Genomic DNA, 26,513 nt, shown 5'->3' with positions numbered 1-26,513 from the left:
TGGTTTATTTAAAATATCTTGCTAATATTAATTTTACCAATATCGTGTAAAGCAGCTAAAAGTGAGAGTCGATGCTGTTCAGAATCAGAAAGATTTAATCTCTCAGCAAACTTTAAAGCCAGGTCTTTCATTCGAAGTGTATGCTCTTTAGTCTCGTTACTCTTGGCAGCTAAAGCGCTAATTAAGCCTTTGACAACATTACTTTTACTGCTTCTGCTTTCAGAAAGTTTGTTTTTATACATTTGATTATCTGCATCTTTAATAGTTTCTTCAATAGACTGGTCCTGTTCAGTTTTTGTTGCCTGACCCAGGGCAATTGATAAAGGAACAGAAGTTCCAGCTATTAATCCAGTATTTGATTTAATTCGCTGAATAATCTTAGCAGCTTCTTCAGCTTTAGTTTGAGGGAGTAGGATTATAAATTCATCTCCCCCCTGTCTTGCTAAAATATCTTCTCTTCGAATAGAATTTTTGACTAAATCAGCCGCTTTTTTTAAAAGGTTATCTCCCATTTTGTGACCATAACTGTCATTTATCATTTTTAAACCATTTAAATCAGTCATAATAATTGATATCGGCAGCTGTCGAGCTGTATCAAGTCTGCTTAATTCTTCTTCGAAAAATCTTCTGTTATATAATCCTGTTAAACTATCATAATAACTTAATTCCTTTATTTTTAGATTATCCTGATGCTTGGAAAGAGCATTTTTAATAACATCAATATAAATTTTTAACTGTTCAATTTTAATTGTATTTAACTTAAGTTTGCTTTTAACAAGATCAAAACCGAAAAAACCTGTTAATTTTTCTTTTATATAAATTGGTAAAACAATTAAAGCTTTTATATTTTGGCTTTTAAATAGTTCTTTTTCGGCAGCAGCTTCTTCGCCTAAATTATCAACATTCTCTATGATAATTATTTCATTATTTTTTAATTGATCAATCCACCAGCTGTATTTTTTAGTTTTCAAACTCTGTGATTCATTTTTTTCAGCCTTGATGCCAGGTGCTGTCCATTCATAAGTATTGGACATAGTCTTCCTGTCATCAGATATTTCAAAAAGATAGCTGCGGTCAATATCGAAATACTCACCAATTTCTTTTAAAGAATTATTAATTTTATAATCAAAATTATCCAGGCCTAGATTAACTAATTCAGAAGCTATTTTGGCAAATGTTTTTTGGAATTGATGCTGTGATTTTAATTTCTCTAAATTAATTTTTAATTTTTCCTGGGATTTTTTAATAAAGTAGCTAATATATAGACTCAAAGAAACTATAATAATATAGGAACTTAAATAAAGTGAGTTTATTATTTTAACATTCTCACTTGTTTTTAAAGAATATATTATTAAGCTCAACAAACCAAAGTTGACAATTAACTTTAACCTATCCAAGTCAAAAATCAAGTTAAATGCTGCAACAATAATAATTACAGGTATGGATAGTCCTAAATTAAAATTAAACTGATGATTATAATATATAAGCTGCAGAATTGCTGTTAAAGAAAGCAGAAAAGTTATAATATCTATGTTTTCTTTAACAAATTTATTTTTAAAGGAAATTAAAATTACTGCTAAAAAAAGTGAAACTGTAATAACTCTTTCTCCAATAGACATTGGATCACTGATTGTGCCACTGATTCTATAAACTAAAGCAAAAATCAGATAGGCAGAAGCAGTAATAATTAATAAGAGTCGATAAAAGTTTGATTTCTTAGTCATCAGCTTTAAATCCGTCTTTAAATCCATTATGATAATGAGTACAGTCACAAAATGGTTTGTTTTCAGATTCACCACATCTGCAGAGAGCTGCAGAATTTCTGGTTTCATAAGTTTCACCATCAGCAGCTTCAATTTCAATATTTCCTTTAACTATAATTGCCGAGCTGCAGTCTTTTTCTGGATCCTGAAGCACTTCTACAGCAGGCTCAAAATCTTTTTCCAGAATTTCTCCTTTTTTGGAGACAGCAGTTAATCTCCCGGCCAGACATTCTTCAGCAGATTTTTTAGCTAATTCCTTTTCTTCTTTTCTGTCTGATTTTATTAAATCCCAGGTTGTACCCTTTTCTGTATGACAAAAACGAAGATAAGCACAGCGGTGATCATCCATTAGATCGATCTCTTTTCCAGATAGCAATTCTGCTCTTGTCGCATAACTTACCCTGGCTGCTGTCTCAGTTCCATCAAAGTCAATTTCTTGATGATAACCATCACAAAATGGAGGGGTTTTTGTCTGACCACAGCGGCAGAGTGAATAATTGTTATCCTGAGATAGTTCTCTTCCATCATGATACTCATAGTGGTTACCAACAGGAGTAATAATTTTTTCCTTTAAGGGAATGCCTCCAAAAACACAGTATGGTCCATCTTTAATTATTTTTATTCTTACTTTGTTTTTATCTATAATTTTAAACACCTCTTACTTGTTATTCTTGGAATTTTTAAATGCTTTCCAGGCAACAAAACCACCCTTAAGGCTTTTAGCTTTTTCATATCCGTTTTTATTTAAAAGTCTTGTTATTTTCACACTTGAAACACCACTCACACAATATACTGCAATCTCTCTATTTTTATTAATCTCTTTTAATTGAGGGTTATTTAAATCAAACTCTCTAAAAGGAATATTAATTGCTCCCGGTATATGCTCTTCTTCAAATGCTTTTTTTTCTCTAATATCGACTGCAGGTATTTTCTTCTTATGAAATTCTTCTACAGTCATTTTTTTGATTCCTATTCCAAAAAGGTCTTTAAATAGATCTAATAACATTTATTTGCCTCCTAATTTTAATAACTAAATTTATGAAATTTAATGTAAATTACCTTCTCTGTGGACAGCATCATAAGCAAAAAGGGCATAACCAATTTCAGCAGTAGAAAATTCTGATTCTGCCGCCATTCTCCTTACTATATCCATTATCTTAATATAATCGTCAGGTTTAAAACTTTCTTTTTCTTTTTCAAAATAGTCGAGATTATAGAGGGTGGCCCAGACTCTTGTATCAATTACACAGTGTTTTTCAGGATCCAGGGAAGTCAAAATCGCAGAAGCCGTAGGAGTACCAATCCCCATCAGGCTTGTATATAGAGCCAGACGGCAGAAATCATCGTAAAGCTGATAAGCTGCTTCTGTTACTTTTTCAACTCGATTATCAGGATTCTTTTTTACATGATAAGAACTCCTGGTAGAATTTAAATGTGCCAGCTGGTATAACTCTTCTTTAGTTAGATACTGTTTTTGATGATATTTTTCGCCAATCTGCATTAACTCCTGGGGATAAAGACCTGTTGTTTCTTTGTATTTTTCTAAATATTTTTTGAAATCAATTGTTTTAATTTTATTGACCCTCCTCGGGGCAAGCCTACAAGGATTCCTGCTTCTTAGAAGTAGTAACCCACCATCTCCACAGGCTTAAAATCCCGTAAGTCCTACGGTATATCCTCTAACTTGCCTTCTGTATTTTTAAACCTTCATTTAAAATATTAACACTGGCGTTAATATCCCTGTCATGAACTTCTCCACATTCAGGGCATTTCCATTTTCTTATTTTTAGATCTTTAACTTTTTCATTTTTATAGCCGCAGTTATTACAGAGCTGGCTGCTGGCAAAAAATGTGTCTATCTTAATCAGGTCTCTTCCATACCATTTAGCTTTATAGGTTAATAATTCTATAAATTTACTCCAACTGATATCAGAAATTGATTTTGCTAAATTAGAATTTTTAAGCATTTTCTTTACTTCTAAATTTTCAACTGCTATGAGTTGGTTTTCTTCAATTAATTTAGTTGAAAACTTATGCAGAAAGTCTAATCTAATATTAGCTATTTTTTCATGTGCTCTAGCCAATTTCTTTTTAGTTTTATACCAATTATTAGAACCTTTTTCTTTTCTAGCTAAACTTCTATTTAACCTGGCAATCTTTTTCTCATATTTATTTAAAACTCTAGGATTAGCTTTTTTCTCACCATCTGAAGTAATAGCAAACTCCTTAAGTCCCAGGTCTATACCTATTTTTTTATCTACCTCAAGTAATTTTTTGATTTCTTCTTTAACTGCTATCGAAATAAAATATTTTTCTGTATTAGTTTTAGTTACTGTCACATTTAATATATTGCCTTTAACTTTTTGAGATTTTCTGAATTTAACCCAACCCAATTTAGGCAGCTTAATCTTATTATCTTTTATTTCAATATTAGTAGTACCATTTTTTCTAATAAATTTATTAGTCCGATAAGAGTTTTTAATATTCTTTTTAGATTTAAACTGAGGAAAATCATATTTGCCGCTAAAAAAATTATTAAAAGCTTTATCTAAATCTTTAAGAGCATTTTGTAAAGCAAATTTATCTGGCTCTTTTAGCCAGATTAATTCTTTTTTTAATTTTGTTAGCTGCTTAGAATATTCAGTATATGTTTTATATTTATCGGCTTTAGCTTGGGCAAGAAAATGATTATAGATATACCTTGTACAACCAACTGATTTATTTATTAATATTTTTTGTTTTTTATTAGGATATAGCCTGAACTTATATCCTTTTTCTCTTATGATTTTTTTACTTATCATGCTGTTACCTCCTTGTTAATATTATACCATAAACAAAGAGACTAAGCAAACACATGTTCTTATTTTTTTATAATATTTAATACCTAAAAATAATACTTAAAATTCAAAACCGTCTTCTCTTTCCTCGGGGCAAGCCCACGAGGTTTGCGAGCAGACTTTCACTCTATCACCTTTTATTATTCATATTTTCCAGCGACAGCAGCTATAATGACACCATAAACTATCCCAGCTAAAAATGAGATGTGATCATTCATGCCGGTTGAAAGATAAAAAGCAAGTGAGACCAATAAGCCTAAAAACCCACCTTTAATAAGATTATTAATTCCAGTATTTAAATTAGTGGAGCCAATTAAGATTCCCATAATTAATCTATTATACCAAAGGGCAAATAGATAAAGCTGATTACCGCTAAAGCCCATCCGAATACTGCCGCCAATAATACAGATAATTCCCAGAACAGAACCAGTAATAATAGAAACTCTTAATTTTTTTGTCATAACAATCTCCTTATTAAAGACTATTTTTAATTTTGCTCAATAAATTAATTCGACAAAAAAGAATTAAAGCCTGCTTAAAAAATTAGATATTAAGTAAATTACATATTTTTTTGGCTATTTTGACTATTTTCTGTTAAAATTAAGATACAAAATTTACTAAGCTTAGGAGTGAATAAAATGGATTTAGATACTAAAACAATGGCATATCGCAATTGGGCAGTTGTTGGTGCTACTAATAAGAAAAATAAATTTGGCTATAAGATATTTAAAAAGATGGAAAAAATGGGCTATACCGTTTATCCTGTTAATCCTAATTTAGACGAAATTGATGGAATTAAATGCTATAAAAACCTCAGCTCAATTAATCAAAAAATAGATGTTGTTGATATTGTTGTTAATCCCCAAATAGGCATTAAAATTATGGAAGAAATAAATGAACTTGGAATACGATATGTCTGGCTGCAGCCAGGAACCAGAAGTGATGAAATTAGAGAATTTGCAGATATGCATGGAATAAGATTGGTTGAAGACTGCATTTATGCCCGCTTATAGGTTTGAACTGCTGGCTCCACCATCGACTACAATCGAATCTCCGTTAATATGAGCTGATTTTGGTGATGATAAAAAGGCAATTAGATCACCCAGATTTTCGGGATCCCCAATTTTATTTAAAGGCACACTTTTACTTTTAGCGCTCAATCCTTCTTGGTAGCTAGCATACAAACCATTTTCAACTTCAGAATTAATCAGTTCTTTAATTCTGCTTGTTTCATGTGATCCCGGCAATACAGCATTTACCCTAATTTCCGGGCCCAGTTCTTTGGCCAGAGTTTTCATTAAACCAATAACAGTCATCCGGACAGAATTAGAAAGAACCAGGTTATCTATAGCCTCTTTAACACTGATAGATGTAATATTTACGATAGTTCCTCCACCATCAGCTTTTAAATATTCTAATGATTCTTTAACTAACCTAACTACACTCATTACAAGTAGGTCATAGGAATTATACCAATCAGCTTCAGTGGTTTCTACAAAATTTTTGGCAGGTGGACCTCCTGCAGAAGTTACTAAATGATCAATTCTGCCAAAATTATCAACTGCTGTTTTTACCAGCTTTATTATATCTTCTTTTTTGGTAATATCTCCCTGACAGGCAATAACCTCACCACCATTTAAAGCCTTTAATTCTGCTAAAGTCTGCTCAAGTTTTTGCTGATTTCTCCCATTGATTACAACATTAACCCCTTCTTTGACTAAAGCGGCAGCAGAAGCTTTCCCTAAACCACTGCTGGAAGCGGTTATTATCGCCGAATTACCTCTGATTTTAAGATCCATAAGCTCACCCTTTCATATTAATTTAAACTTCTATTTTTGATCTTTCCATAATTTTTAAATCTGACTTACTATTTCTTTAAAGTGGAGATTTAAAAGTACAGGGCAGTCCAACAGAACACTTGCCACAGACATCTGATAGTCCTAAATCAGAATGAAGCTCATCGTTTTCTAAAAGAAGCTGATAACATTTAAACCGGTCAAAAGAATCAATTTTTAGTGAACCATTAGCACAATTGTCAACACATTGACTGCAGTTAAAACCAGCCTTATTTAAACACCTTTCATTTTCAGGTCTTGCTGAAGGTTCTATTTTTAAATCTGTAATTAAAGTTCCGATTCTACCGGCACAACCTTTTTCCGTAATTAACATATTATTGACCCCAAAAGTCCCTAAGCCAGCTATATAAGCCGCATGTCGATGTGACCAGTCACTTTTAAGTCGTTTTTTGTCAAAATTGTGGGTAGCAGGAATCAAGGAAGCCTGATAATTTTTCTTTTCCAGCTCGTTTTTTAAATGTTTATTTAAATCTTCAATCAGCTGATTTGTTTCTCCATAGGCCACAGCCCACTGCTTAGAACTATATTTGCCATCTAGATTTGAGTTCACTATTTCTTCAGAAAAGGGAATAAAATAAGCTATAACTGTTTTGGCCTCAGCTAAAATATCTGCTGGTAAAAGATGAGTAGCAGAAGCTGTATTTTCTAATTCTCTAAACATTGGATCAGCTGCCGCTGCATATTCAACCACAGCTTCTTTCCACTGACTATTAATATTTTTTTTATTCTGATAATTTTTAAGGTAGTTTTGAATTAAGCTTTCAATCTTTTCTTTATCCAAAATAGTATTACCTCCATTTCATTTTCTTCACTATATTAATTATAGCATATGATGAGCAGGATGAAAAAAGCCGAGAGAAAATTCTCGGCTTTTTAGTTGAATTAATTTTTAATTATTTAAATAGTCAATAACAGTCTGAGCTAAAATTGCTATTCCTTCCTTCAGAACATCGTCATCAACATTAAATTCTGGGTGGTGATGCTGAATTAGTTCATCTGTCGAAGGTGCAATACCTAAAAAGAAAAAACAGGCAGGTAAAGCTTCAGTAAAATAAGAAAAATCTTCACCACCAAGATTTGGTTTTTCAGCTAGTTTTAGTTTTTCTTCACCAACTATTTTAGCAGCAGCATTTTTAAGTACTTCTGTCATCTCATAATTATTAATTAAAGGTGGGAATCTGTATTCAAATTCTAATTCATATTCTGCTCCATAAATAGCTGTTGTTTTAGCAACAACTTCTTCTATCCAGACCGGTATTTTTTCTCTGATTTCAGGTTTTAAAGTCCTCATTGTTCCTTCCAGCACTACCTCATTTGGAATTACATTATGAGTTTCACCACCATGAAGATTGCAGATTGAGATTACTGCAGATTCAGCTGGGTCAAGGCGTCTGCTGATAATATTTTGAATCTCATTAATTACTGAGGCTGCAATAGGAACCGGATCAATACAGTTATGTGGCTGAGCAGCATGGCCGCCCTTACCAATAATTTTAATTTCAAAACGATCAGGTGAGGCCATAAAAGGACCAGGCCTATATTCAACTACCCCTTTTGGAGTTGAACCCCAGACGTGGAGTCCCAGTGCAGCATCAACTTTAGGGTTTTCTAAAACTCCTGCTTTAATCATTCCTTCAGCTCCCCCCTCTTCTTCTTCGGCGGGCTGAAAAAGAAACTTAACGTTACCATTTAACTCGTCTTTTAATTCATTTAACACTACAGCTGTTCCAATCAAAATTGCAGTATGAGCATCATGTCCACAGGCATGCATCACACCTCTGTTTTTGGATTCATATTCCAACCCTGTTGCTTCCTGAATCGGCAGAGCATCCATATCAGCTCTAAGCAGAATAGTTTTAGTCTTTTTATCACCTTCGCTGCTGTTTTTCAAAAGAGCGCAGACGCCTGTACCATAGATACCTGTCTCGACTTCTAAATTTAATTCTTTCATTTTAGAAGCAGCTAGTTTGGCTGTGTCTTTCTCATTAAAAGCCAGTTCAGGGTTTTGATGGATCTGATGTCTAATCTTAATAATTTCTTTTTCAATTTTTGCTGCTTCTTCCTTAATTCTTTCTGAAATCATATAATAATTCTCCTTTAAATTCTAACTTCAAAATTACTCTTATCAATAATTTTAGTGAGTTTATATAATCTAAATATTAATCTTTGATTTTAATAACCGATTATTGTAGCAATAAAGATAAAGATCCAGCCCAGGGCCAGCACCTTCAGCACCATCGGATAAATAAACTTAAACCACCTATCAAACGGTACCCTAGCTAAGGCCAGCATCGCCAGCAAACCGCCAAGTGTAGGCACTACTAAATTCATCACACCATCACCAATCTGGAAAGCTAAAATAGCTGTCTGCCTGGTGATTCCAACTAAGTCACTGAGAGGAATCATAATCGGCATTGTTGCCATCGCCTGTCCACTACCTGAAGGAATAAAGAAGTTAATTATAGAGTGGGCAACACTCATTAAAATACCGGAAGCAAGTGCGGGTAAATCCTCTAAAGGAGCAGCTAAAGCATAAATAATAGTATCTCCAATTTTTCCCTTTTCCAAAATAACAGAAATCGCTCTAGCAACACCAATGATCAAAGCACCACTTGTTAATTTAGAAGCACCTGCAATCATTTCATCTACAAGTTTATCAGAATTATAGCCAGCAACCAGACCAGCAGTTACTGCACCTACTAAAAAGACAGTTGTAATTTCCGTAATATACCAGCTGAATTGAACAGTACCAAAAATAATAATTCCAATAATTGCAACTAAAACTAATAATACTGCTTTATGGCGTTTGGTTAGATGATATTGACTGAGACTTTTAGTCAGCTCTAAATCTTTAGTGCTGATATCAGAAACAAGACTGGCCTTATCTCCACTCTCTACCTTTTTAGCATAAGAGGTAGTATGATGTGCTAAAACAGCAAAAGCACTAATCATAAAGAAAAATCTTAGGTTAAAACCTGAAAAGATAGGTAATTCTGCAATAGCATGTGATACTCCAACTGTATAAGGGTTGATCGGAGAAGTTGCAAAACCCAATCCAATTGAAGCTACAGCAATACCAGTTCCAACAATTAAATCATAACCTAAGGCTAAAGCAATCATCACTCCAATTGGGACTATGGCTATATTATTTTCAAAACCAACTACAGCTCCTAATGCTCCAAAAACAAAAGTTAAGACCCAGATCATTTTTGGACCAGCATTAGAACTCCCCTCCAGTTTTTTAACTAAAACCCCAATACCATTTTCTAAAGCTCCTGTTGATTCTATAACATTAAATAATGCACCTGCAAAAAATACAATAAAGACTATATTGGCAGCTGCCAGCATTCCTTCTGGAATTGCTCTAAATAGTCCAATGGCTCCCACCGGACTCTGATCAACATATTCAAAACTACCTGGAATAACTCCAACACGACCATTACTCATTTCCTGACGTGCAAACTCACCTGCTGGAACAATAAAAGTCATTACAGTTACAATTACAATTATTATCATAAGTAAGGTATATGCATTTGGAACCTTATGATACCATCTTTCCTTTTTTTCCATTAAAAACACCATCCTTTAATTTTTTATTTTTGATTAAAATTCAAATAAGTTTTGTTAAAAAATAATTAAAGTTAAATTAAACTAATTAAGAACTCCACCCAAAAATAGCGGATGGAGTCCTATTAAAACAATTTTTATATTTAAATTTAACTAAGTTAAATACTGCGGCCGGCATTAAGAATATTATTAGGATCAAAGGCCTTTTTTATCTGTTTCATGATATCTAGTTCCCTCTCTGAATACATCATTGAAAGATAATCCTGCCTCAACTTACCAATCCCGTGCTCTCCTGTTATTGTACCACCAATCTCAACTGCACTCTGGTAGATATCTTTTTTAATCTCATCGAAATAAGAAGGTTTCTGGCCGTCTTCTTTTAAAATTAGAACATGTAAATTACCATCTCCAGCATGAGCAATCACAGGGCATTTAGTATTATATTTTTCTTCAATTTCATTTAAGCTCTCTAAATATTCTAAGAGGCTGCCCCTGGGAACAGTAACATCAGGGCTGTCAACAATTTTATCTGAAATAGCCGGTAAAATATGACTTCTAATATCCAGAATATCTTTGCGCTCACTGATGCTTTGAGCAATCAGCATGTCAACAGCATTAAATTCTGCTGTTATTTCATCTATCTGACCGCCAATTTCAAATAGGTCATCTTCTTTTGCTTCTGAAAGCATAATTATTAAAAAATATTCCCCGGTTTCAGCTGGCCATTTTTTACCGATATCATCAGCAGCCAGTTTGATCTCATCTTTTTCAACATATTCTAAGGCCATTGGAATAATACCATTTTTTAAAATGGCAGGTACAGCTGCAAAGGCATCTTTGCGGTCATCAAAAGCTACAATTAATGTCCCATTTGCTGCAGGTTCTGGATATAATTTTAAACTTACTTCGGTTATTACTCCTAAAGTACCCTCACTACCGATCATTAGCTGCATTAGATCATAGCCCGCATTATTTTTAAGCAGTTTTCCTCTGCTGCCTCCATAATGGACTATCTCACCTGTTGGCAAAACTACTTCCATCCCCAGAATCTGATTCCGCATAATTCCGTGTTTTACAGCTCGAACTCCACCAGCATTCATGGCCGCCATGCCGCCAGCCTGTGCTCCTTCATCTCCCGGATGCAGGGGGAAATATAGGTGATCATTGCTTTTTAGTTCCTCTATGATATCACCCAGACTTACTGCTGCTTCAGCCTTTAAAAGCATATTTTCCTCATCAACTTCCAGTATCTGATCCATTCTTTCTAAAGATAAAATTATACTTGCCTGGTCTGGAATAGTATTTGCTGCCAGGGCAGTTCCGGCCCCTCTTGCAATTACGTTAATTTTTTCCTGATTGGCAAATTTTAAAATTTTAGCAACTTCTTTACTGTCAGCAGCCTTAACTATAACTGAGCCAGCTGCAGGTTCCGGTGCTACTAAACTATAATTATCATTTGTACTTTCTAAACTATAGGAAAGCACTCTTTCGGGGTCTGTATCCACCCATTTTTCGCCAACAATTGCTTCTAACTTCTCTATTATCACTTTTTTCATATTAGCCTTCGCCCTCCAAATCAATAATATAAAATTTTATGTAAATAACCCATTTTTGTCTCTATCAATCTGTTTTCAGTTTAAATTATTTATTCCCATACCTTTTGATCATCTCAGGAATAACCTCATACAAATCTCCTTCAACTGCATAATCGGCAGCTTTAAAAATAGGGGCTGAGGGATCTGTGTTAACCGCTATAATAGTTTCTGCTTCCTTCATTCCAGCTAAATGCTGTGGAGCCCCTGAAATACCAAAGGCAAAGTAAACTTTTGGCTTAACCCGCTGTCCACTGTAGCCAACCTGACGTTCTTTCGGCATTAAACCCTTATCAACCACATCTCGGGAGACTGCTACAACACCATTGAAGATATCTGCAAGTTCCTGCAGCAGTTTAAAGTCTTCAGCATTTTTGACACCACTTCCACCTGCGACAACAACTTCTGCTTCTGTAATATTTATCTTTTGATCACTAATTTTATCTATTTCTTTTAAAGCATCATTCTCTTTGAAGTCTATTTTTTCAATTGCTATCCTGCCATTTCTGTTTTCATCCCTAGCTGCTTTAGCAAATTCCTGGTAGCGAACTGTAGCCATCTGTGGGCTGGTACTGCTTTTTATATGTGCCAGTATATTTTCACTAAAGGCAGGTCTAATCTGCAGCAGTGATCCATCATCTGCTATATCAAGCTCTGTGCAGTCAGCAGTCAGTCCGGTTTTCATGGCAGCTGCCAGTCTAGGTGCTAAAGAACGTCCAAAATGAGTAGCTCCAATTAAGATTATTTCTGCTGGTTCACTAGTTAAAAACTCAAGAATAGCTTTTTTGAATAAATATTCATCTGGATAGCCGAAATTATCATTGATTAAAAGCTGAACTTGATCTGCCCCATGATAGATTAGCTCATTTAACTCTTTATTTTCTATATAATCTGCAGCCATTATTAAAACCTTTAACTGTAAATCTGCTTTGTCTGCCAGCTCTCTTCCCTTATTTAATAATTCAAAAGCTACCGGATGAATTTTATTTTGACTGTATTCAGCAATTATTAATAAATTATTTTTATCTGCCATGGTTAAGCCTCCATCAAATTTTTAGCTATTAAAACTTCGTTAATATCAGCAATAGCTTTTTCAGTTTCATCTTTATTATATATTTTAGCTTTTCTCTCTATTTTTTGAGGTACAACAATATTTTCAACCCAGGTCGGTGAACCTTTAAAACCTACTTCTTTCTGCTGCAGCTGATCTTTAATAGCTGCATAGTCTAATTTTTCTACCTCAATTTTTCTGGCTTTCATTTTATCTTTAAATGAAGGCAGACGTGGATCATTAAGATCTTTGGTTACAGTAATCAACAGCGGATAATTGAAGGTTTTGCTGTAATTAGCCTCCCAGAGAGAGGTGTTTAGAGTAATCTCAGCTTCTGAGACTGCAGTTATTTCACTAACATAAGCGGCGTGGTTAATATCCAAAAATTCCGCTGTCTGGGGACCAACCTGAGCTGTATCACCATCAACACTCATTTCTCCAGCAATGATCAAATCAAAGTTGCCTAATTTTTTGGCTGCTGCAGCAAGTACGGCCGAAGTTGAAATTGTATCAGCTCCGGCAAAGTTTTTATCAGTTAAGAGAAAAACCTGATCTGCACCTCTGGCGGCGGCTTCTTTTAAGGCGGATTCGGCTCTTTCTGGCCCCATACTCAAAGCTGTGACTTCTCCTCCAACTTTTTCTTTTATTCTGACCGCAGCTTCTAAAGCATTTAAGTCAAATGGATTTACCTCAACTCCCGCTGATTTTCGATCTATTCTTCCTTTTTCAGCGTCAAATTGAACCTTTTCCATTTCTGGAACCTGTTTAATTAAAACTAAAATCTGCAAATAATCACTCCTCACTAATCTAATACTTTTACATTTTAATAATTTTTCAAAATCATTATTAAGTTTCTTTATTAATTTTCTACTAACTTACTTTTTAAAAATTTTAATGTCCCAGTTATTGATTCTATAGTTTAAATTTTATTGAAGCCTTCTTTTAATCAGCTTATAGACTATTGGTAAGATCAGCATTGGTATACCCAAATAGCCTAAGAAGCTGTAGCCCCGGGCAACTAAAGGAATCAGACCAAAACGGGCAATCGACCAGGTAATTAGCACAAAAATAAGGGAAGCTGCTATTGAATGACTGTGCCCGGTATTGTCATTAGGCCACCAGGAAACAATTCTTTTTACTCCACCAAAAACAAAGTTAACTCCGGTCGAGATTACTCCAAGTACTATTAGAATTGAAATAATATTTTCTGCTAAAACTCCCCCAACTCCATTATTAACAACATAAATAGTTGGCACAGGTATTTCTAAAATTTCTGGATAATAAGCAAGAACTGTAACTGAAGCAAGGGTTAAAAGGATACCATTGATTGCAAAACCTGCCCAGGCAGCCTTAAGCGCATCATCTCGTGTTTTCAAGACATCAGCCACTGCAACATATGCTCCAACAGCTAAGGCCTGAAAACTGGCATATAAGAGCATGCTCCAGAGGGCAGACCAGATATTAGTTTCTGCAGTCTGGTTATTAATAACATCAATAATTTGAGGGAAACTAACCACCGCATTTGCTCCATAAACTACTATAACTCCTATAATTATGGCGATACCTATGTAAGTTGCAAATTCTCGGACCAGTTTAGCCCCAAAAATTGTTAACAAAAAGATGATTACTGCTATAGCGATAGTATTTGCCAGGTAAGGTGTGCCAATTGCTGCTTTAATAGTACTGCCTCCGGTGGCAAAAGCTACTGCTGTTGCTACTCCCATTGTCAAAACAAAAATCATTTCGTATAAATTTGAGAAAATCTTTTCATAAGGATGGTAAAATTCGTCAGTCCAGCTTCTGTAATCATATGTATTATTAACCACACTAAAGTCCCAGGCATAATAAAAGATAACCGCATCAATTCCCATGGCAATTATCGGGGTAAATATTGAATACCAGCCGTGGCTGACAAAAAACTCAGCCGCCTGTCTACCTGAGGCAAAACCACCCCCAAAATGCGTTGTAAACCAGACAAATGCTACACTGAAAAAAACCGGAATCGTAAAACTACTCTTCTTCTCCACTACTCATTCTCCTTTACTAGTTTTTTTGTTGTGTCTAATATTTAATTTTGTTCTTTAATGAACTAAAGTCGTTTATATTATATTTGAATATCTTTTTTAAGTCAAGATTAAATTGCAGTCTAATTCCACTAAGAAAATCTTTCAACTTCAAAATATAGGCTCTGGTCTTCATTAGCTCGAATAAAATGGCTATCTACATCTCGACCCTGTCTGTCTTTTTCTACAGTCTTCCAGCTTCCTAAAGTAAATTTAAAGTTTAAAATATCATCTCTTTTTAAGGTCAAATCGGCTTTATAATATGAGTTATCTAAATGCTTCATTTTGAATTCTTTAGGATCATTATCCGCTATATAAACAGCTTCGATTTCTTCATTGTTTTCAGTTTTTAGCTGTAAATAAATATTAATATTCACTTTTTCCTTTAATTTTTTTACTATCTTGATACTTTTATAAGCATAATGACCGAAAACTTTAAACTCAATTTCTGCTTCCCCTAATTTTTTAGGCTTTAAAACACCATTTTCATTAACTTCTAATAATTCAGGTGTTAAAGATTTAAACTCGCCTTCCAGAGCTGTCATTTTAAAGCCGCTGTCAAAAGTTAGAACCGGATTTATTCGAATTCCAGCTTCCCTGAGGCCGATAACTTCTCTCCCAATTAGTTCAATTTTCTCAATTTCTCCAACTTCTCCAAAAAAGTATAAGAGGGGAGAGTGCACTCGAGCTGCCCAGGCTGATTCACTGTGCTGAGCGTCAGCTGCCTGATAATAGACGAGATCCAGCTCATTATTATCTCTAATACTTTTTAGCTCAGCAATGACTTTTTCTGAAACTGACATAAATTCCCCCTCAGCATCACCGGTATCAAGCCAGATTTTAGATTTCAAACCCTCATAATTATATGATCTCAATTTTTCTACAGCACCATTACTACCCCACCAGAGTGAAGGAGACATTACTCCAAGCTTTGCAAAAAGGTCAGGTCTTTTTAAACCCATATTGAATGTAACTAACCCTCCCATTGAAGACCCCATTAGAGCTGTATCTTCAGGCCCCGTTTTAACGCGATATTTCTCTTCAATAAAAGGCATCAGTTCTTTGATGAAAAAGTTTTCATATTTCAAGCCCCGGGCTTTAATTTTTTCTCCCTTAAAAACACCATCTTGATGGGCATATTCGCTTAATCTCTCTGAACCCATATTGTCAACAGCGACTATTATGATTTCTTCAATCATCTCTTCTCTGATCAAATATTCTGCAGTCTGGTGCAGCTGCCAGGACTCACCTGAATATGATTCTTCAGCACTAAAGATATTCTGGCCATCATGTATATATAAAACCGGATAATATTTATCATTTTGAGTCGAATAACTTGGCGGCAGATAGACCCGAATCTTTCTTTTGTTCTGCAGAATTTTAGATTTAAAGTTTTTAATAATTTCTATCTCTATATTATTTTTCAAAATTAATGAACTCCTAATTATAAGATTTTTTTAATAAAGCACAGTTTAAGTTTTTTGAATAGATAATAAATGAAGGAAATAACAATCCTTTAACTAATTATAGATTAAGAAAGCAGGTGTTTAATATGTCACATAAAACAGCAAAATCAGCTTATAAAAGTCTTGAAGAAAGGCTAAATCAATTTCCTCAGGGGGCACCACCTTCTGAAACACTATATAAAATTTTATCTATACTTTTTAGCGAAAAAGAAGCAAAAATAGTAGCCCAGCTGCCTATAAAACCATTTACTGTCGAAAAAGCTGCTAAAATTTTAAAAATGAATCCAGTCAAAACAGAAAATATTCTTGATGAACTGGCTGCAAGAGCGATACTACTTGATTCTAAAGATCAGGGTGTTAAAAAATATGTACTGCCACCACCTATGGCAGGTTTTTTCGAATTTTCTATGATGAGAACCCGCAGTGATATAAATCAAAAACTTTTGGCAGAATTATATCATCAATATTTAAATGTTGAAGAAGATTTCATTAAAGATCTGTTTTTAGCAGGTGAAACAAAGCTTGGCCGTGTTTACGTAAATGAAGCAGTACTATCTAAAGATAATATGGTCCATATCTTAGACTTTGAAAAAGCAAGTCATATTATAGAAACTGCTGAAGATATCGGAATTAGTACCTGCTACTGCAGACATAAAATGCATCATCTTGATCAGGCCTGTGATGCTCCACTCGATATCTGCATGACATTTAATAACACAGCCGACTCTTTAATCAGACACGACCATGCCCGTCGAGTTGACAGCTCAGAATGCATGGAACTTCTCCACCAGGCTTATGAGCATGGACTGGTCCAGTGTGGAGAAAATGTACGTGAGAGTCCTACCTTTATCTGTAACTGCTGTGGCTGCTGCTGTGAAGCTCTTCTAGCAGCAAAAAAATTCGGTAATTTGCACCCAGTCCAGACAACTAATTATCTACCTCAACTTAATCATCAAAGCTGTATTGACTGTGGAAACTGTATTGAAGCCTGTCCCATCGATGCCATCTCCAGAGAGGATGGAAAAATAATAGTCGACAAAGATATTTGTCTGGGTTGTGGTGTCTGTGTTAGGAACTGTCCCAACCATTCTCTAAGCCTACAGCGGCGCCAGGAAGAAATTATCACTCCTGTAAATTCAGTTCACAGAACTGTTTTAATGGCAATTGAAAGGGGTAAATTAGCTAACCTTATTTTTGATAATCAGGCTTTTGGCAGCCACAGGGCAATGGCCGCTGTAGTTTCAGCAATTTTGAAATTACCTCCAATTAAACAGGCAATGGCCAGCAAACAGCTTAAATCCAGATATTTAGAAAAAATTATTAAAAAACTGACTTAGTTTTAAAATAATTTAATCATTAAATTACAGCAGTAAATAGGGAAAAGCTGGGAAATTTGATTCCCGGCTTTTCTTTTTACTAATTATATTCAGTATTATTATCTAAAAATATTATTTTTTAAAATTATTGAACTCCTAATTATAAAATATTTCTTTTTTTTAATAACTCTAAAAAATAAGGTATCTGTTTTCTCCACCAGGGCCAGTCATGATCTACATCATAGCCCCAGTAATCAAACCAGGCAGGAATATCTTTTTCAGCAAGTATAGTATCTAAAAGTCTGGTATCTCTTAAAGTATCCTCTTCCCATCTTCCCTGACCTGCACAGATAATTAAGTCATTTTTTCGATAATGATTTAAATACCATTCATCTTCCAGCTCTTTAAGATAATCTACGGGTGAATTAAGATAAATCTCCTGGTCCATATAGCCTCCGGTAAAAAATCTAGCATCATAAATTCCACTTAAGGCAATACAGGTATCAATGGCATCAGGATGACGGAAATAAAAATTAACCGCGTGGTAAGCTCCCATACTGCAGCCTGAACTAATTATTCCACCTTCCCAGTTTGAGTGATATTTTATTAGAGGCAGCAGTTCATCTATAATATATCTGTCGTAATTATTATGAATTACCGCTTTATCATGTGGATGGAGCTCATGGTTCAGCCAGGACTGATTGTCAACACTGCTGACTGTGTAGACAGTAATCTCTCCATTTTCAATATAAGGCCAGACAGCATCGATCATATCAAAGTCTTCATATTCATGAAAACTGCCGCCAGATGATGGAAAAACGAGCATCGGCTTACCAGCATGTCCATAAATTTTAAAGGGCATATCTTGATTTAAGTTTGAACTGTGAAAATTTCTATATTCTATTTTCATCTAATTTATACTCCCTTCTAAGCATGTTCGATCGCATATTGAACTATTTCTTTACCTTTATCAAGATCTTTGCTTCTCAAAATAATTCCATAATCTCCAATTGCCGGTGCTAAAATAGGCGAAATTTCTTCATGCCTAATTATATAGTCTCCATAATTATTCAGCAGCTCGCTTAGTGAATGTTTGTAATTAATAAAGTTTTTGCGGCCGACATAGAAACAGTTATATTTTCTGCTGATATCTGCTTCGAAACTGTTAAAATGAACCACTCTACCATATTCTCGATAAACATCAATGTCATTTGCATAGTTAAACATATCAAGGGTTAAGCCACCTGGGGGACGTACATTGACTTCCAGAGCAACTATTTTCCCATCGTCCATTTTAAAATATTCAAAGTGAAAAAATCGTTCTTTTAAGCCGAAGGCTTCCACTGTTTTCATTCCTGCTTCTACAATCTCCTCTGGCAGTTCGCGAGGAATATAATAAAACATATCAAGACCCTCATTTACAGTCTCCATAATTCCATCATTAAAGATCATTGAGGAAGAAAAAACAACATTACCATTCTGATCAGTTAGACCATCAAAGGTATAAATTTTACCCTGAATATATTCTTCCATTACATAATCAAGGTCCAATTTGCTTTGAAAAAAATCTACTAATTCCTGATGATTATTTAGCTTATATGTGTCAGCTGCTCCAACTCCATTATCAGGTTTGACAACAACCGGGTAGCCAACTTCACCAATGAATTCTTCTGCTTCTGCCAGCTGATCGATTACTTTCCCGCGGGCTGTATTGAGCCCTGCCTGTTTGAAAACTTCTTTCATTTTCGATTTATATTTCATTGCCTCAATGTCTTCAGGTTTCAATCCCTGAACATTAAAATCTTTTCTTAATCTGGCATCTGTTTCCAGCCAGTACTCATTATTTGATTCGATACGGTCAATTTTTCCATGTTTAAAGGTAAAATAGCCGCAGGCTTTGAGCATCTGAGAATAATCTTCCATATTATCTACTCGGTAATACTCAGTCAGCGAATCCTTAAGCTCTCTCCGCAGCTCTTCATAAGGTAGATCGCCAATTGCCAAAACATTAATCCCCGCTTCTTTTAAACCTACACAAAAATTATAGAAATTGTTTGGGAAATAAGGTGATAAAAATACAAAATTCATAAAATCCTCCCTTTCTCTACTTCTCGCTAATTTTCTACTCTAAGAAAACAAAATTTACAATTTTTAAATTGATATAATTTTATCACTTAAAGCTATAATTGTAAAATTAGATGCTGACAAATTACTGGTAATTTCAGGCTAAGCTTTTAAAACAATAAAAAGTTGACATATGTTCACAATTAATTATATAGTGTTATTAATACAAATATAATATAAACAAACTGGAGGAACCATAAATGCTGACATTTAAACAGGCTATAATTCCTGTAATTACTATGGCGCTTTTGATTTTGCTTTCTGTTTTATTCTGGGAAGCACCGATTCAAATTGCTCTATTTTTTGAAATAATGATTATCATCAGTTTGGCTTTGTTCTGGGGCTATAAATGGCAGGAAATTGAAGACATGCTTTTTTCAAGCTTCAGAAACATTGGAAATGTAGTTTTGATCCTATTTCTTCTGGGAATGATGATTGCTCTCTGGATTGCTGTCGGAACAGTGCCCACAATGATTTATTATGGCCTAAAAGTCATTAACCCTAAATATTTTTTCATTTTATCCTTTATCTCAACCTCTATGGTTTCAATGGCAGTTGGTACAGCAGTTGGAACTGCAAGTACAATTGGTCTGGCCCTAATCAGTATTGCCCAGACTATGGGACTTAATCTGCCTTTAGCTGCCGGAGCTATTATTTCAGGCTCCTATGTTGGTGATCGAATGTCACCGGTTTCATCGATTGCAATTATCACGGCTCACGTCGCTGAATCTGAAGTGATGGAAATGATTTATCATATGTTTAAAACTGCTATTTTACCATACATAATTACAGCTTTCACTTTTTTGATTATTGGACTTAATATTTTTTCGAATAACACTGCTGCCGCTGATTTGAGTTCTTTAAGCAGTATGCTGAACAGCCATTTCCAAATTTCTTACTGGCTGCTTTTGCCACCAATTTTGATTATTATTTTAGCAGTATTGAAAGTTACTACAATTATTAATCTGTCTTTAAACATACTTTTTTCTTTAGTAATGGGAATAATTTTCACAGAAAACAGCTGGTCAAAACTTTTAAATATCATGTTTAAAGGCATCAACCGCAGAACAGGAACAGTATTTATTGATAATATTCTGGCCCGGGGTGGTTTAACCAGCATGCTGGAATTGATTTCTCTAATCATCTTTGCTGTCCTTTTAGGTGGACTTTTAGAAAAGTTAGGTGTTTTAAACAGCATTATCAAACCTTTTCTGCATCTGATTAAGGAAAAAATCCATTTAATAGCTGTTAGCTTATTTGCTGCTGTCATTTCTGCAACTTTAGGCTGCAATCAGTTTTTAGCAGTATTTTTACCTGCCAAGATGCTCGGTGAGAACTATGATCAAATGGGTTTAGAGCGCAGAGATTTAGCTAGAGCAGTTGGTGATTCAGGTCTTGTTTTTTCACCACTAATCCCCTGGAATGTTAATGCACTAATGATGACAGCAGTCTTAGGAGTTGGAACAATGGATTATCTCCCCTTTGCTTTCTTCCCCTTATTAATGCCGCTTTCCAATCTTTTAGTCAGCTATTTTGAATACAGAAAAAATTGAGGATGCATTAACAGCATCCTCTGAGAATCTTTATTTTTTATTAATCTTTATTTATGATTCGAATTTAATTTTTTATTTATGCACCCATTGCAGATAAATCAGTATTTAACTGGGCAAAGACATAAATTGGGGCACAGCCAGGATATTCAGTTACTGTTTCTGCAACTTCCATTGCTTTTTTAACCTCTGAGCTTGATTCAAACTGCTTCCAGCAGTCACCAACTACAAATAAGTGTTTACCAGCCGCATCATTATAGTCCAGAGAAGGAACTCCACCAGCGATTACCATAACTTCACCATTTTTCTCAATAAATTTATCGGTATCCAGACTCTGTTTAAAGCTGTCTAATGCTCCCCTAATATATTTATAACAGCCGGGACAGGTCTGCTGAATTAAAACATCAATTCCAGGAATAAGCCCAACAGGATTACTGGCTGGACGCTTAAAGAAAGTCCTGACACTATCAGGATCAACACCAGCAGTCTCTATTTTGGCTAAATTCATTTCTCCCTGACCTTCAGAAGCGGCAATTTGAGTTGAAGGCACTTCGTGAGGCTCATAACCCATAATATATGAAGTAACTGCATCAACTGCAACCGTATCTTCTCCTGCAATTAAGAGGTTCATCTCTAGAGGTGTACCTGCATGAGGTCCCTGACCTTCCATTGCAATAATTCCATCAACAATTGTTAAATCTGCTTTTCTAATCCTTAAAAGATCAGCTATTTTTTGGTCAAGATCTATTCGATGGGTATCCTGCTGCTGACCAGAAGGATGGACATTTGGAATAATACCCTGCCAGTTTTTTAAACCTAAGGTAACAGTACCACCTAAATGAGTTTTCATCTTGGGCAGATTAATTAACACATCTGCATCCAAGATTGGTCTAAAGACTGAAGCTTTTTTAAAAACTTTAGCCATGGGAATATCAACTTCTACTGATGCTTCTTCGTCAAAATATAATACCTTATCAGCTCCACCTCTATATGCAGCCTGCTCCATTTCTGCTGCTTTAAAAGCCGGTTTTGCTCGTCCAACATGTTTACCTAAAGATGGGTTATCTCCAACCCAGACTTCTCCAGCCTGTGATTCCTCTTTTAACAGAGAAACCAGGGCTTCAATTACCCGCGGATCTACCACTGAAAAACTTTCCGGTGGTGCCAAAAAGGCCAGATTAGGCTTTATCAAAACCCGATCACCATTTTTAACTAAATTATCAATACCACCAACACTTTTTTCGATTACTTCTCGTAACTTATCTTTGATTTCTGAAATATCTTCTTCATAGCGCTTAAATTTACCACCGATAAATTCTTCATTTCCCTTTAAAGAGTCAAATTTACTAATCGAAACTTTTGTACTCATTATATAACCCCCTGTGATAATTTGAAGTTACCATTAATCCCAACTAAAGCCGCTTTAAAGAAAACACTTCATATATTTTTACCCCTCCTTTTTCTTAATTTTCAAAAAATTAAACCCGAATAAAATATCTGCGGTTGCTACCATTAAAATTAAAGATAAAATGGAATTTTCCAGCAACCTTAAATATTTTATTATTTAAATATTTTTAAGGATAATTAATCAAGTTCATCTAAATCGTCAACAGTCAGAATTTCTATTCCATTTTCAAGCAGCACTTCAGTCGTAATCCCATTTCCTTCAATTAAATTACCGCTGAAAGTCCCATCATATATTTTGCCATACCCACAGGAAGGACTTCTCTGCTGCATTATCGCTTTTTTGGCATCTACTATTTTTGCAATAGCAGCAGTTTTCATTGCACCTTTTATAAATGCAGTTGTAACATCTCTTCCCTCTTTGTCTACAACTTTTCTATTTCCTGATTCATCTCTAACTATCTCTGACTCTAATCTTGGAGTTTCTAATCCTCCTAGCATTTCAGGGCAAACTGGAATTGCTTTACCCGCTTTTACTAATTCTAATACCTTTTCGTTTAAGTTATTACCACCATCATAACGGCAGTTAATTCCTGCCAAACAAGAACTTACTATATACATACTAAATCTCCTTTTGAAAAAATATTTTTATTTACTATTCTTTTCCTTTAAAAAGTCTATAAACTTCATTGCCAGTTCAGGATCAAATTGAGTTCCAGTACAGCTTTTAATTTCCTTAATCGCTTCTGCTTTAGTCATCATTTTTTTATATGGTCTTTCCGAAGTCATAACATCATAGGCATCAATTATCGAAATTATTCTTGCTAAAAATGGGATTTCACTTCCCTTAAGTTGTCTTGGATAACCACAACCGTTCCATCTTTCATGGTGAGAGTAAATTTCTTCTGCAATTAAAGCAAATTCTCCCGAAGCCTTTACAATATTATAACCTGCTTCCGGGTGCTGTTTGATTGCTTTCCATTCTGCTTTAGATAATTTACCAGGTTTTTTTAAAATATGATCATCAATTGTTATTTTTCCAATATCATGCAGGGTTGAAAGCAGCGCTAATCTGTTTAGTTCAAAATTAGAGAGATTTAAGTAACGGCCAAAATTTATAGATAAGCGTGTCATTCTAACAGTATGTTCTTTAGTTTCATTGCTTTTTACTTCTAATGTGCTAATTAAGCCCTTAACAATCCTATTTTTAATACTCTTACTTTGTGATAATTTATTGTGATACATTTTATTATCAGCCCTTTTAAAAGTCTGATAAATTTCTTCCTCAATTGAGTCTTTAACAGCGATTCCAAAGGAAATAGAAATTGTTAGGTTATCATTATTAGATTCAGGGATTTTTCTTTTAATTCTGGCAACAATTTTTTCAGCTTCTGCTGTTGAAGTCTGGGGAAGCAAAATAGCAAATTCATCTCCACCATGACGAGCTAAAATATCCTCATCTCTAATTTCATTTTTAATTAATTCAGCACTTTTTTTAATTAAACAGTCTCCCTTTTGATGGCCAAAACTGTCATTAATAACTTTTAACCCATTAATATCAGCAACTATAATTGCCAGCGGCAGCTGTCTTTCTGTATCCAGGCGTTTTAATTCCTCTTCAAAAAATCTGCGGTTATAGAGGCCGGTTAAACTATCATTATAAGTTAGTTTTCTGATTTTTTGATAGTCTAAATGTTTAGAAAATGCAGTCGTAATAAAATCAGTAAAAATCTTCAGCAGTCTAATATCTTTTTTAGAAAATTCCCTTTTTTCTCTCACAAAATCGAAACCAAAAAATCCAAATAACTCATTTTCAATAAACATTGGCATTACAATAATAGATTTTATATTTTGCATTTTTAACAGTTTCTGTTCAGGTTTTGCATCTTTAACCATATCATTAACATCTTGAATTGAGATAAATTGATTCTTTTTTAACTTTGACATCCACCAGGGAAATCTAGCAGTAGGAAGCTGCTGTAGCTTGCATTTTTGAGGCTCAATATCCTGAAAAGACCATTCATATGTGTTAGACATTTTTCGATTATTATCTGTAAATTGAAAAATGTAACTGCGGTCAATATCGAAAAAATAGCCTATCTTTTCTAAAACACTGTTTATTTTTCGATCAAGATTAGCTGAATTCAAATCAAGCAAATCACTGGAAACTGAGGTTAAAGCTCTCTGAAATCTGAGCTGATATTCTAATTCCTGCTGCTGTATTTTCTTTTCACTAATATCTCTAAAATTCCCATACCAGATTATACTTCCATCAACTACTTTTTCTGGTCTGGCAGTTCCCTGAATCCAGAGCTCACCTTTTTCAGGTAAAAGCACCTTAAAAGTCTCTTGCCAGAGTGATAAAGCTGCTGCTGATTCTTCAATTGATGCTAGAACCTGATCAATATAATCAGGATGCATCCGCTCAAAAAGTTTAGAGCTATCTTTTATAATTACTGCTGGGGAAAGCTCAAAAATATCATGTATTCCCTGAGATACATAAATATAAATTATTTCTTCATTTTTTGGGAAGTAACGAAATTGATATAATGCACCAGGAGCCTGATTAACTAAATTTTTAAGTAGTTCTTCTAATTTCTGTTCACTAGACAGATCACTACGCATTTTAATCATCTCCCTGTTGTATTAATTTCGCTGTATAAACATCAAAGTTTGTTTTCATTTAACTTTATTTGAAATTGTTATTAGGGTTTAATTTCAGATATATCTTATTTTAACTTTATTTTCCTTATTATATTATAATTCTTTATAAAATTTCAGAATCCTTTAGTTTTTTAAAATTAAACTTATATTTATTCTATAATTATAAATAACCTATCTAAACTATTCTCTCCATATTATTAAATTATCTGGTTTAATTCATTTTCTAACCAGTTTAAAAATCCTTCTTTAACTGCCTTAGAATTATTTTGGTCCGGCCAGTTATAACTATCAAGTACTTTTTCTGCTCCAGCCAGCATTTCTTGCTGTTTAAACTGCTTTCCGGTTAAAGAGTTTGACAGTTTCGGTATTAAATCACTGTACATGGCATCAGAATATAAGGTGGCTTCTGCAATAGTTCCTGAAGCGAGTTTTAGATTTAATTCTACTTCTCCCCACTGGAAGCGGTTATTAAATGAGATATCAAAATCAGGTGTTTTACCCAGCCTCCAGTCCCAGGAAGAATATTTATTATTTAGTTCTTTAAGCTCTTGATTTTCTTTAATTTTAATTTCATTTAGAGCCTGACCCTGATTGTATAAATCAGAAAAACTATTTTTAATAGCTTCTTTTACTGCTGCAACTGAAACTTCTGCATCAGCTTCACTCAGGTTCATAACTCTTGATCTGACAGACTTAATTCCTTTAGATTTGATTTTAGCATCTGAGACATTCAGGTAAGAAACTAATTTTTCAAGATCGCTATCTACTAAAACTGTCCCATGAATATAGGCAGCTTTACTTCCAAGATAATATGCATTACCTGATATTTTCTTTCCACCACATATAATGTCATTACGCCCGGAAAACTCAGCAGCTATACCTAAATTCTGCAGAGCTTTTAAAATTATTTTCAACTTCTCTTTTAAGTCATATTCCCTGCGGGGCATTAAAAGAGTGTAGTTTAAATTGCCTAAATCATGAAATACTGCTCCTCCACCGGAAAGGCGGCGGGCTAATTTCCCACCAGCAGCTTCTAAATCACTAATCCTGCATTCCTGCCAGGCGTTTTGATTACGTCCAATAACAACTGTATTATCATTCTGCCAGAGATAAAGTATTATTTCGTCTTCTTCTAAATTGTTTAATAGATATTCTTCTACTGCCAGGTTGTACCAGGGATTATATCCTTTTCCGATAACCAAACTGGCTTTTAAGTTCTCTGTCATAAATTTAAACACTCCTTCAATTTAATAATTGATT

24 protein-coding genes are annotated in these 26,513 nt (G+C 34.4%); 3 read left to right on the top strand and 21 right to left on the bottom strand.

Translation table 11 applies throughout. From position 1 onward, the window contains the following. Positions 1-8 precede the first annotated feature (8 nt). The 6 genes from ACZ446_RS06560 to ACZ446_RS06535 form a co-directional block, all read right to left on the bottom strand. On the bottom strand, positions 9-1,751 hold the full coding sequence (locus ACZ446_RS06560; protein ID WP_464394310.1) for a diguanylate cyclase: 1,743 nt from the start codon (positions 1,749-1,751) through the stop codon (positions 9-11). Next, positions 1,717-2,418, bottom strand: a complete 702-nt coding sequence (locus ACZ446_RS06555) for a CDGSH iron-sulfur domain-containing protein (protein WP_464394309.1) — start codon at positions 2,416-2,418, stop codon at positions 1,717-1,719. The genes ACZ446_RS06560 and ACZ446_RS06555 overlap by 35 nt, the downstream gene beginning before the upstream one ends. A gap of 3 nt (positions 2,419-2,421) precedes the next feature. After that, positions 2,422-2,769: a rhodanese-like domain-containing protein gene (locus tag ACZ446_RS06550; protein ID WP_464394308.1), complete on the bottom strand. Its 348-nt coding sequence runs from the start codon at positions 2,767-2,769 to the stop codon at positions 2,422-2,424. Between the two features lie 39 nt (positions 2,770-2,808). Then, on the bottom strand, positions 2,809-3,264 hold the full coding sequence (locus tag ACZ446_RS06545) for a hypothetical protein (RefSeq protein WP_464394307.1): 456 nt from the start codon (positions 3,262-3,264) through the stop codon (positions 2,809-2,811). A 178-nt stretch (positions 3,265-3,442) separates the two neighbouring features. Continuing rightward, positions 3,443-4,564, bottom strand: coding sequence for an IS200/IS605 family element RNA-guided endonuclease TnpB (tnpB, locus tag ACZ446_RS06540; protein WP_464394306.1), 1,122 nt, complete (start codon positions 4,562-4,564; stop codon positions 3,443-3,445). A gap of 176 nt (positions 4,565-4,740) precedes the next feature. Further along, the gene (locus ACZ446_RS06535; protein ID WP_464394305.1) at positions 4,741-5,061 is read right to left on the bottom strand and encodes a hypothetical protein; all 321 of its coding nucleotides are present in this window, start codon (positions 5,059-5,061) and stop codon (positions 4,741-4,743) included. Between the two features lie 177 nt (positions 5,062-5,238). Between ACZ446_RS06535 and ACZ446_RS06530 the strand changes: the two genes are divergently transcribed. Continuing rightward, the gene (locus ACZ446_RS06530; protein WP_464394304.1) at positions 5,239-5,613 is read left to right on the top strand and encodes a CoA-binding protein; all 375 of its coding nucleotides are present in this window, start codon (positions 5,239-5,241) and stop codon (positions 5,611-5,613) included. On the opposite strand, the gene ACZ446_RS06525 is transcribed toward ACZ446_RS06530, so the two are convergent. The 9 genes from ACZ446_RS06525 to ACZ446_RS06485 form a co-directional block, all read right to left on the bottom strand. Continuing rightward, positions 5,608-6,399 (bottom strand): SDR family oxidoreductase, encoded by a 792-nt coding sequence (locus tag ACZ446_RS06525; protein WP_464394303.1) that lies wholly within the window; start codon positions 6,397-6,399, stop codon positions 5,608-5,610. The genes ACZ446_RS06530 and ACZ446_RS06525 overlap by 6 nt on opposite strands. 76 nt (positions 6,400-6,475) lie before the next feature. Beyond that, positions 6,476-7,237, bottom strand: coding sequence for an epoxyqueuosine reductase (locus ACZ446_RS06520; RefSeq protein WP_464394302.1), 762 nt, complete (start codon positions 7,235-7,237; stop codon positions 6,476-6,478). Between the two features lie 108 nt (positions 7,238-7,345). Continuing rightward, positions 7,346-8,539 (bottom strand): M20 metallopeptidase family protein, encoded by a 1,194-nt coding sequence (locus ACZ446_RS06515; protein ID WP_464394301.1) that lies wholly within the window; start codon positions 8,537-8,539, stop codon positions 7,346-7,348. A gap of 89 nt (positions 8,540-8,628) precedes the next feature. Then, on the bottom strand, positions 8,629-10,026 hold the full coding sequence (locus tag ACZ446_RS06510; protein WP_464394300.1) for a YfcC family protein: 1,398 nt from the start codon (positions 10,024-10,026) through the stop codon (positions 8,629-8,631). 155 nt (positions 10,027-10,181) lie between these two features. Continuing rightward, positions 10,182-11,579, bottom strand: coding sequence for an FAD-binding oxidoreductase (locus ACZ446_RS06505; RefSeq protein WP_464394299.1), 1,398 nt, complete (start codon positions 11,577-11,579; stop codon positions 10,182-10,184). Between the two features lie 85 nt (positions 11,580-11,664). Beyond that, entirely contained in the window at positions 11,665-12,648 is a 984-nt protein-coding gene (locus ACZ446_RS06500) for an electron transfer flavoprotein subunit alpha/FixB family protein (protein WP_464394298.1), read from the bottom strand. A 2-nt stretch (positions 12,649-12,650) separates the two neighbouring features. Next, positions 12,651-13,454, bottom strand: coding sequence for an electron transfer flavoprotein subunit beta/FixA family protein (locus tag ACZ446_RS06495; protein WP_464394297.1), 804 nt, complete (start codon positions 13,452-13,454; stop codon positions 12,651-12,653). 138 nt (positions 13,455-13,592) lie between these two features. Continuing rightward, positions 13,593-14,693 carry a YkvI family membrane protein gene (locus ACZ446_RS06490; protein WP_464394296.1) on the bottom strand — a complete coding sequence of 367 codons (1,101 nt, stop codon included), beginning with the start codon at positions 14,691-14,693 and terminating at the stop codon, positions 13,593-13,595. A 128-nt stretch (positions 14,694-14,821) separates the two neighbouring features. Beyond that, positions 14,822-16,156, bottom strand: a complete 1,335-nt coding sequence (locus ACZ446_RS06485; RefSeq protein ID WP_464394295.1) for an alpha/beta hydrolase — start codon at positions 16,154-16,156, stop codon at positions 14,822-14,824. A 125-nt stretch (positions 16,157-16,281) separates the two neighbouring features. Between ACZ446_RS06485 and ACZ446_RS06480 the strand changes: the two genes are divergently transcribed. After that, the gene (locus tag ACZ446_RS06480) at positions 16,282-17,532 is read left to right on the top strand and encodes a 4Fe-4S dicluster domain-containing protein (protein ID WP_464394294.1); all 1,251 of its coding nucleotides are present in this window, start codon (positions 16,282-16,284) and stop codon (positions 17,530-17,532) included. 139 nt (positions 17,533-17,671) lie between these two features. Here ACZ446_RS06480 and ACZ446_RS06475 read toward each other — a convergent pair whose 3' ends face one another. Together ACZ446_RS06475 and ACZ446_RS06470 are read right to left on the bottom strand one after the other, a co-directional pair. Beyond that, positions 17,672-18,421 carry an esterase family protein gene (locus ACZ446_RS06475; protein WP_464394293.1) on the bottom strand — a complete coding sequence of 250 codons (750 nt, stop codon included), beginning with the start codon at positions 18,419-18,421 and terminating at the stop codon, positions 17,672-17,674. Between the two features lie 17 nt (positions 18,422-18,438). After that, positions 18,439-19,599: an ATP-grasp domain-containing protein gene (locus ACZ446_RS06470; RefSeq protein WP_464394292.1), complete on the bottom strand. Its 1,161-nt coding sequence runs from the start codon at positions 19,597-19,599 to the stop codon at positions 18,439-18,441. Positions 19,600-19,835: 236 nt separating this feature from the next. On the opposite strand from ACZ446_RS06470, the gene ACZ446_RS06465 reads away from it, so the two are divergent. Then, on the top strand, positions 19,836-21,188 hold the full coding sequence (locus ACZ446_RS06465) for a Na+/H+ antiporter NhaC family protein (protein ID WP_464394291.1): 1,353 nt from the start codon (positions 19,836-19,838) through the stop codon (positions 21,186-21,188). Positions 21,189-21,264: 76 nt separating this feature from the next. Here the strand turns inward: ACZ446_RS06465 and ACZ446_RS06460 are convergent, their stop codons facing one another. The 4 genes from ACZ446_RS06460 to ACZ446_RS06445 form a co-directional block, all read right to left on the bottom strand. Continuing rightward, the gene (locus ACZ446_RS06460; RefSeq protein ID WP_464394290.1) at positions 21,265-22,554 is read right to left on the bottom strand and encodes a DUF362 domain-containing protein; all 1,290 of its coding nucleotides are present in this window, start codon (positions 22,552-22,554) and stop codon (positions 21,265-21,267) included. A 215-nt stretch (positions 22,555-22,769) separates the two neighbouring features. Continuing rightward, positions 22,770-23,210 carry a 2-thiouracil desulfurase family protein gene (locus tag ACZ446_RS06455; protein ID WP_464394289.1) on the bottom strand — a complete coding sequence of 147 codons (441 nt, stop codon included), beginning with the start codon at positions 23,208-23,210 and terminating at the stop codon, positions 22,770-22,772. Between the two features lie 27 nt (positions 23,211-23,237). Further along, the gene (locus ACZ446_RS06450; RefSeq protein ID WP_464394288.1) at positions 23,238-25,214 is read right to left on the bottom strand and encodes a GAF and HD-GYP domain-containing protein; all 1,977 of its coding nucleotides are present in this window, start codon (positions 25,212-25,214) and stop codon (positions 23,238-23,240) included. A 236-nt stretch (positions 25,215-25,450) separates the two neighbouring features. Next, entirely contained in the window at positions 25,451-26,479 is a 1,029-nt protein-coding gene (locus tag ACZ446_RS06445) for a lipoate--protein ligase (RefSeq protein ID WP_464394287.1), read from the bottom strand. Positions 26,480-26,513 lie beyond the last annotated feature (34 nt).

This window comes from Halanaerobium sehlinense (genome assembly GCF_055379485.1).
Note: the sequence above shows the minus strand (reverse complement) of the source record. Positions and strands in the feature narration are given on the sequence as shown.

Coding starts and splice junctions, on each gene's coding strand:
- ACZ446_RS06510 (WP_464394300.1), bottom strand. CDS start 10,026: ATGGAAAAAAAGGAAAGATGGTATCATAAGGTTCCAAATGCATATACC.
- ACZ446_RS06545 (WP_464394307.1), bottom strand. CDS start 3,264: ATGCAGATTGGCGAAAAATATCATCAAAAACAGTATCTAACTAAAGAA.
- ACZ446_RS06445 (WP_464394287.1), bottom strand. CDS start 26,479: ATGACAGAGAACTTAAAAGCCAGTTTGGTTATCGGAAAAGGATATAAT.
- ACZ446_RS06475 (WP_464394293.1), bottom strand. CDS start 18,421: ATGAAAATAGAATATAGAAATTTTCACAGTTCAAACTTAAATCAAGAT.
- ACZ446_RS06480 (WP_464394294.1), top strand. CDS start 16,282: ATGTCACATAAAACAGCAAAATCAGCTTATAAAAGTCTTGAAGAAAGG.
- ACZ446_RS06450 (WP_464394288.1), bottom strand. CDS start 25,214: ATGCGTAGTGATCTGTCTAGTGAACAGAAATTAGAAGAACTACTTAAA.
- ACZ446_RS06515 (WP_464394301.1), bottom strand. CDS start 8,539: ATGATTTCAGAAAGAATTAAGGAAGAAGCAGCAAAAATTGAAAAAGAA.
- ACZ446_RS06455 (WP_464394289.1), bottom strand. CDS start 23,210: ATGTATATAGTAAGTTCTTGTTTGGCAGGAATTAACTGCCGTTATGAT.
- ACZ446_RS06500 (WP_464394298.1), bottom strand. CDS start 12,648: ATGGCAGATAAAAATAATTTATTAATAATTGCTGAATACAGTCAAAAT.
- ACZ446_RS06460 (WP_464394290.1), bottom strand. CDS start 22,554: ATGAGTACAAAAGTTTCGATTAGTAAATTTGACTCTTTAAAGGGAAAT.
- ACZ446_RS06470 (WP_464394292.1), bottom strand. CDS start 19,599: ATGAATTTTGTATTTTTATCACCTTATTTCCCAAACAATTTCTATAAT.
- ACZ446_RS06505 (WP_464394299.1), bottom strand. CDS start 11,579: ATGAAAAAAGTGATAATAGAGAAGTTAGAAGCAATTGTTGGCGAAAAA.
- ACZ446_RS06550 (WP_464394308.1), bottom strand. CDS start 2,769: ATGTTATTAGATCTATTTAAAGACCTTTTTGGAATAGGAATCAAAAAA.
- ACZ446_RS06525 (WP_464394303.1), bottom strand. CDS start 6,399: ATGGATCTTAAAATCAGAGGTAATTCGGCGATAATAACCGCTTCCAGC.
- ACZ446_RS06530 (WP_464394304.1), top strand. CDS start 5,239: ATGGATTTAGATACTAAAACAATGGCATATCGCAATTGGGCAGTTGTT.
- ACZ446_RS06465 (WP_464394291.1), top strand. CDS start 19,836: ATGCTGACATTTAAACAGGCTATAATTCCTGTAATTACTATGGCGCTT.
- ACZ446_RS06535 (WP_464394305.1), bottom strand. CDS start 5,061: ATGACAAAAAAATTAAGAGTTTCTATTATTACTGGTTCTGTTCTGGGA.
- tnpB (WP_464394306.1), bottom strand. CDS start 4,564: ATGATAAGTAAAAAAATCATAAGAGAAAAAGGATATAAGTTCAGGCTA.
- ACZ446_RS06560 (WP_464394310.1), bottom strand. CDS start 1,751: ATGGATTTAAAGACGGATTTAAAGCTGATGACTAAGAAATCAAACTTT.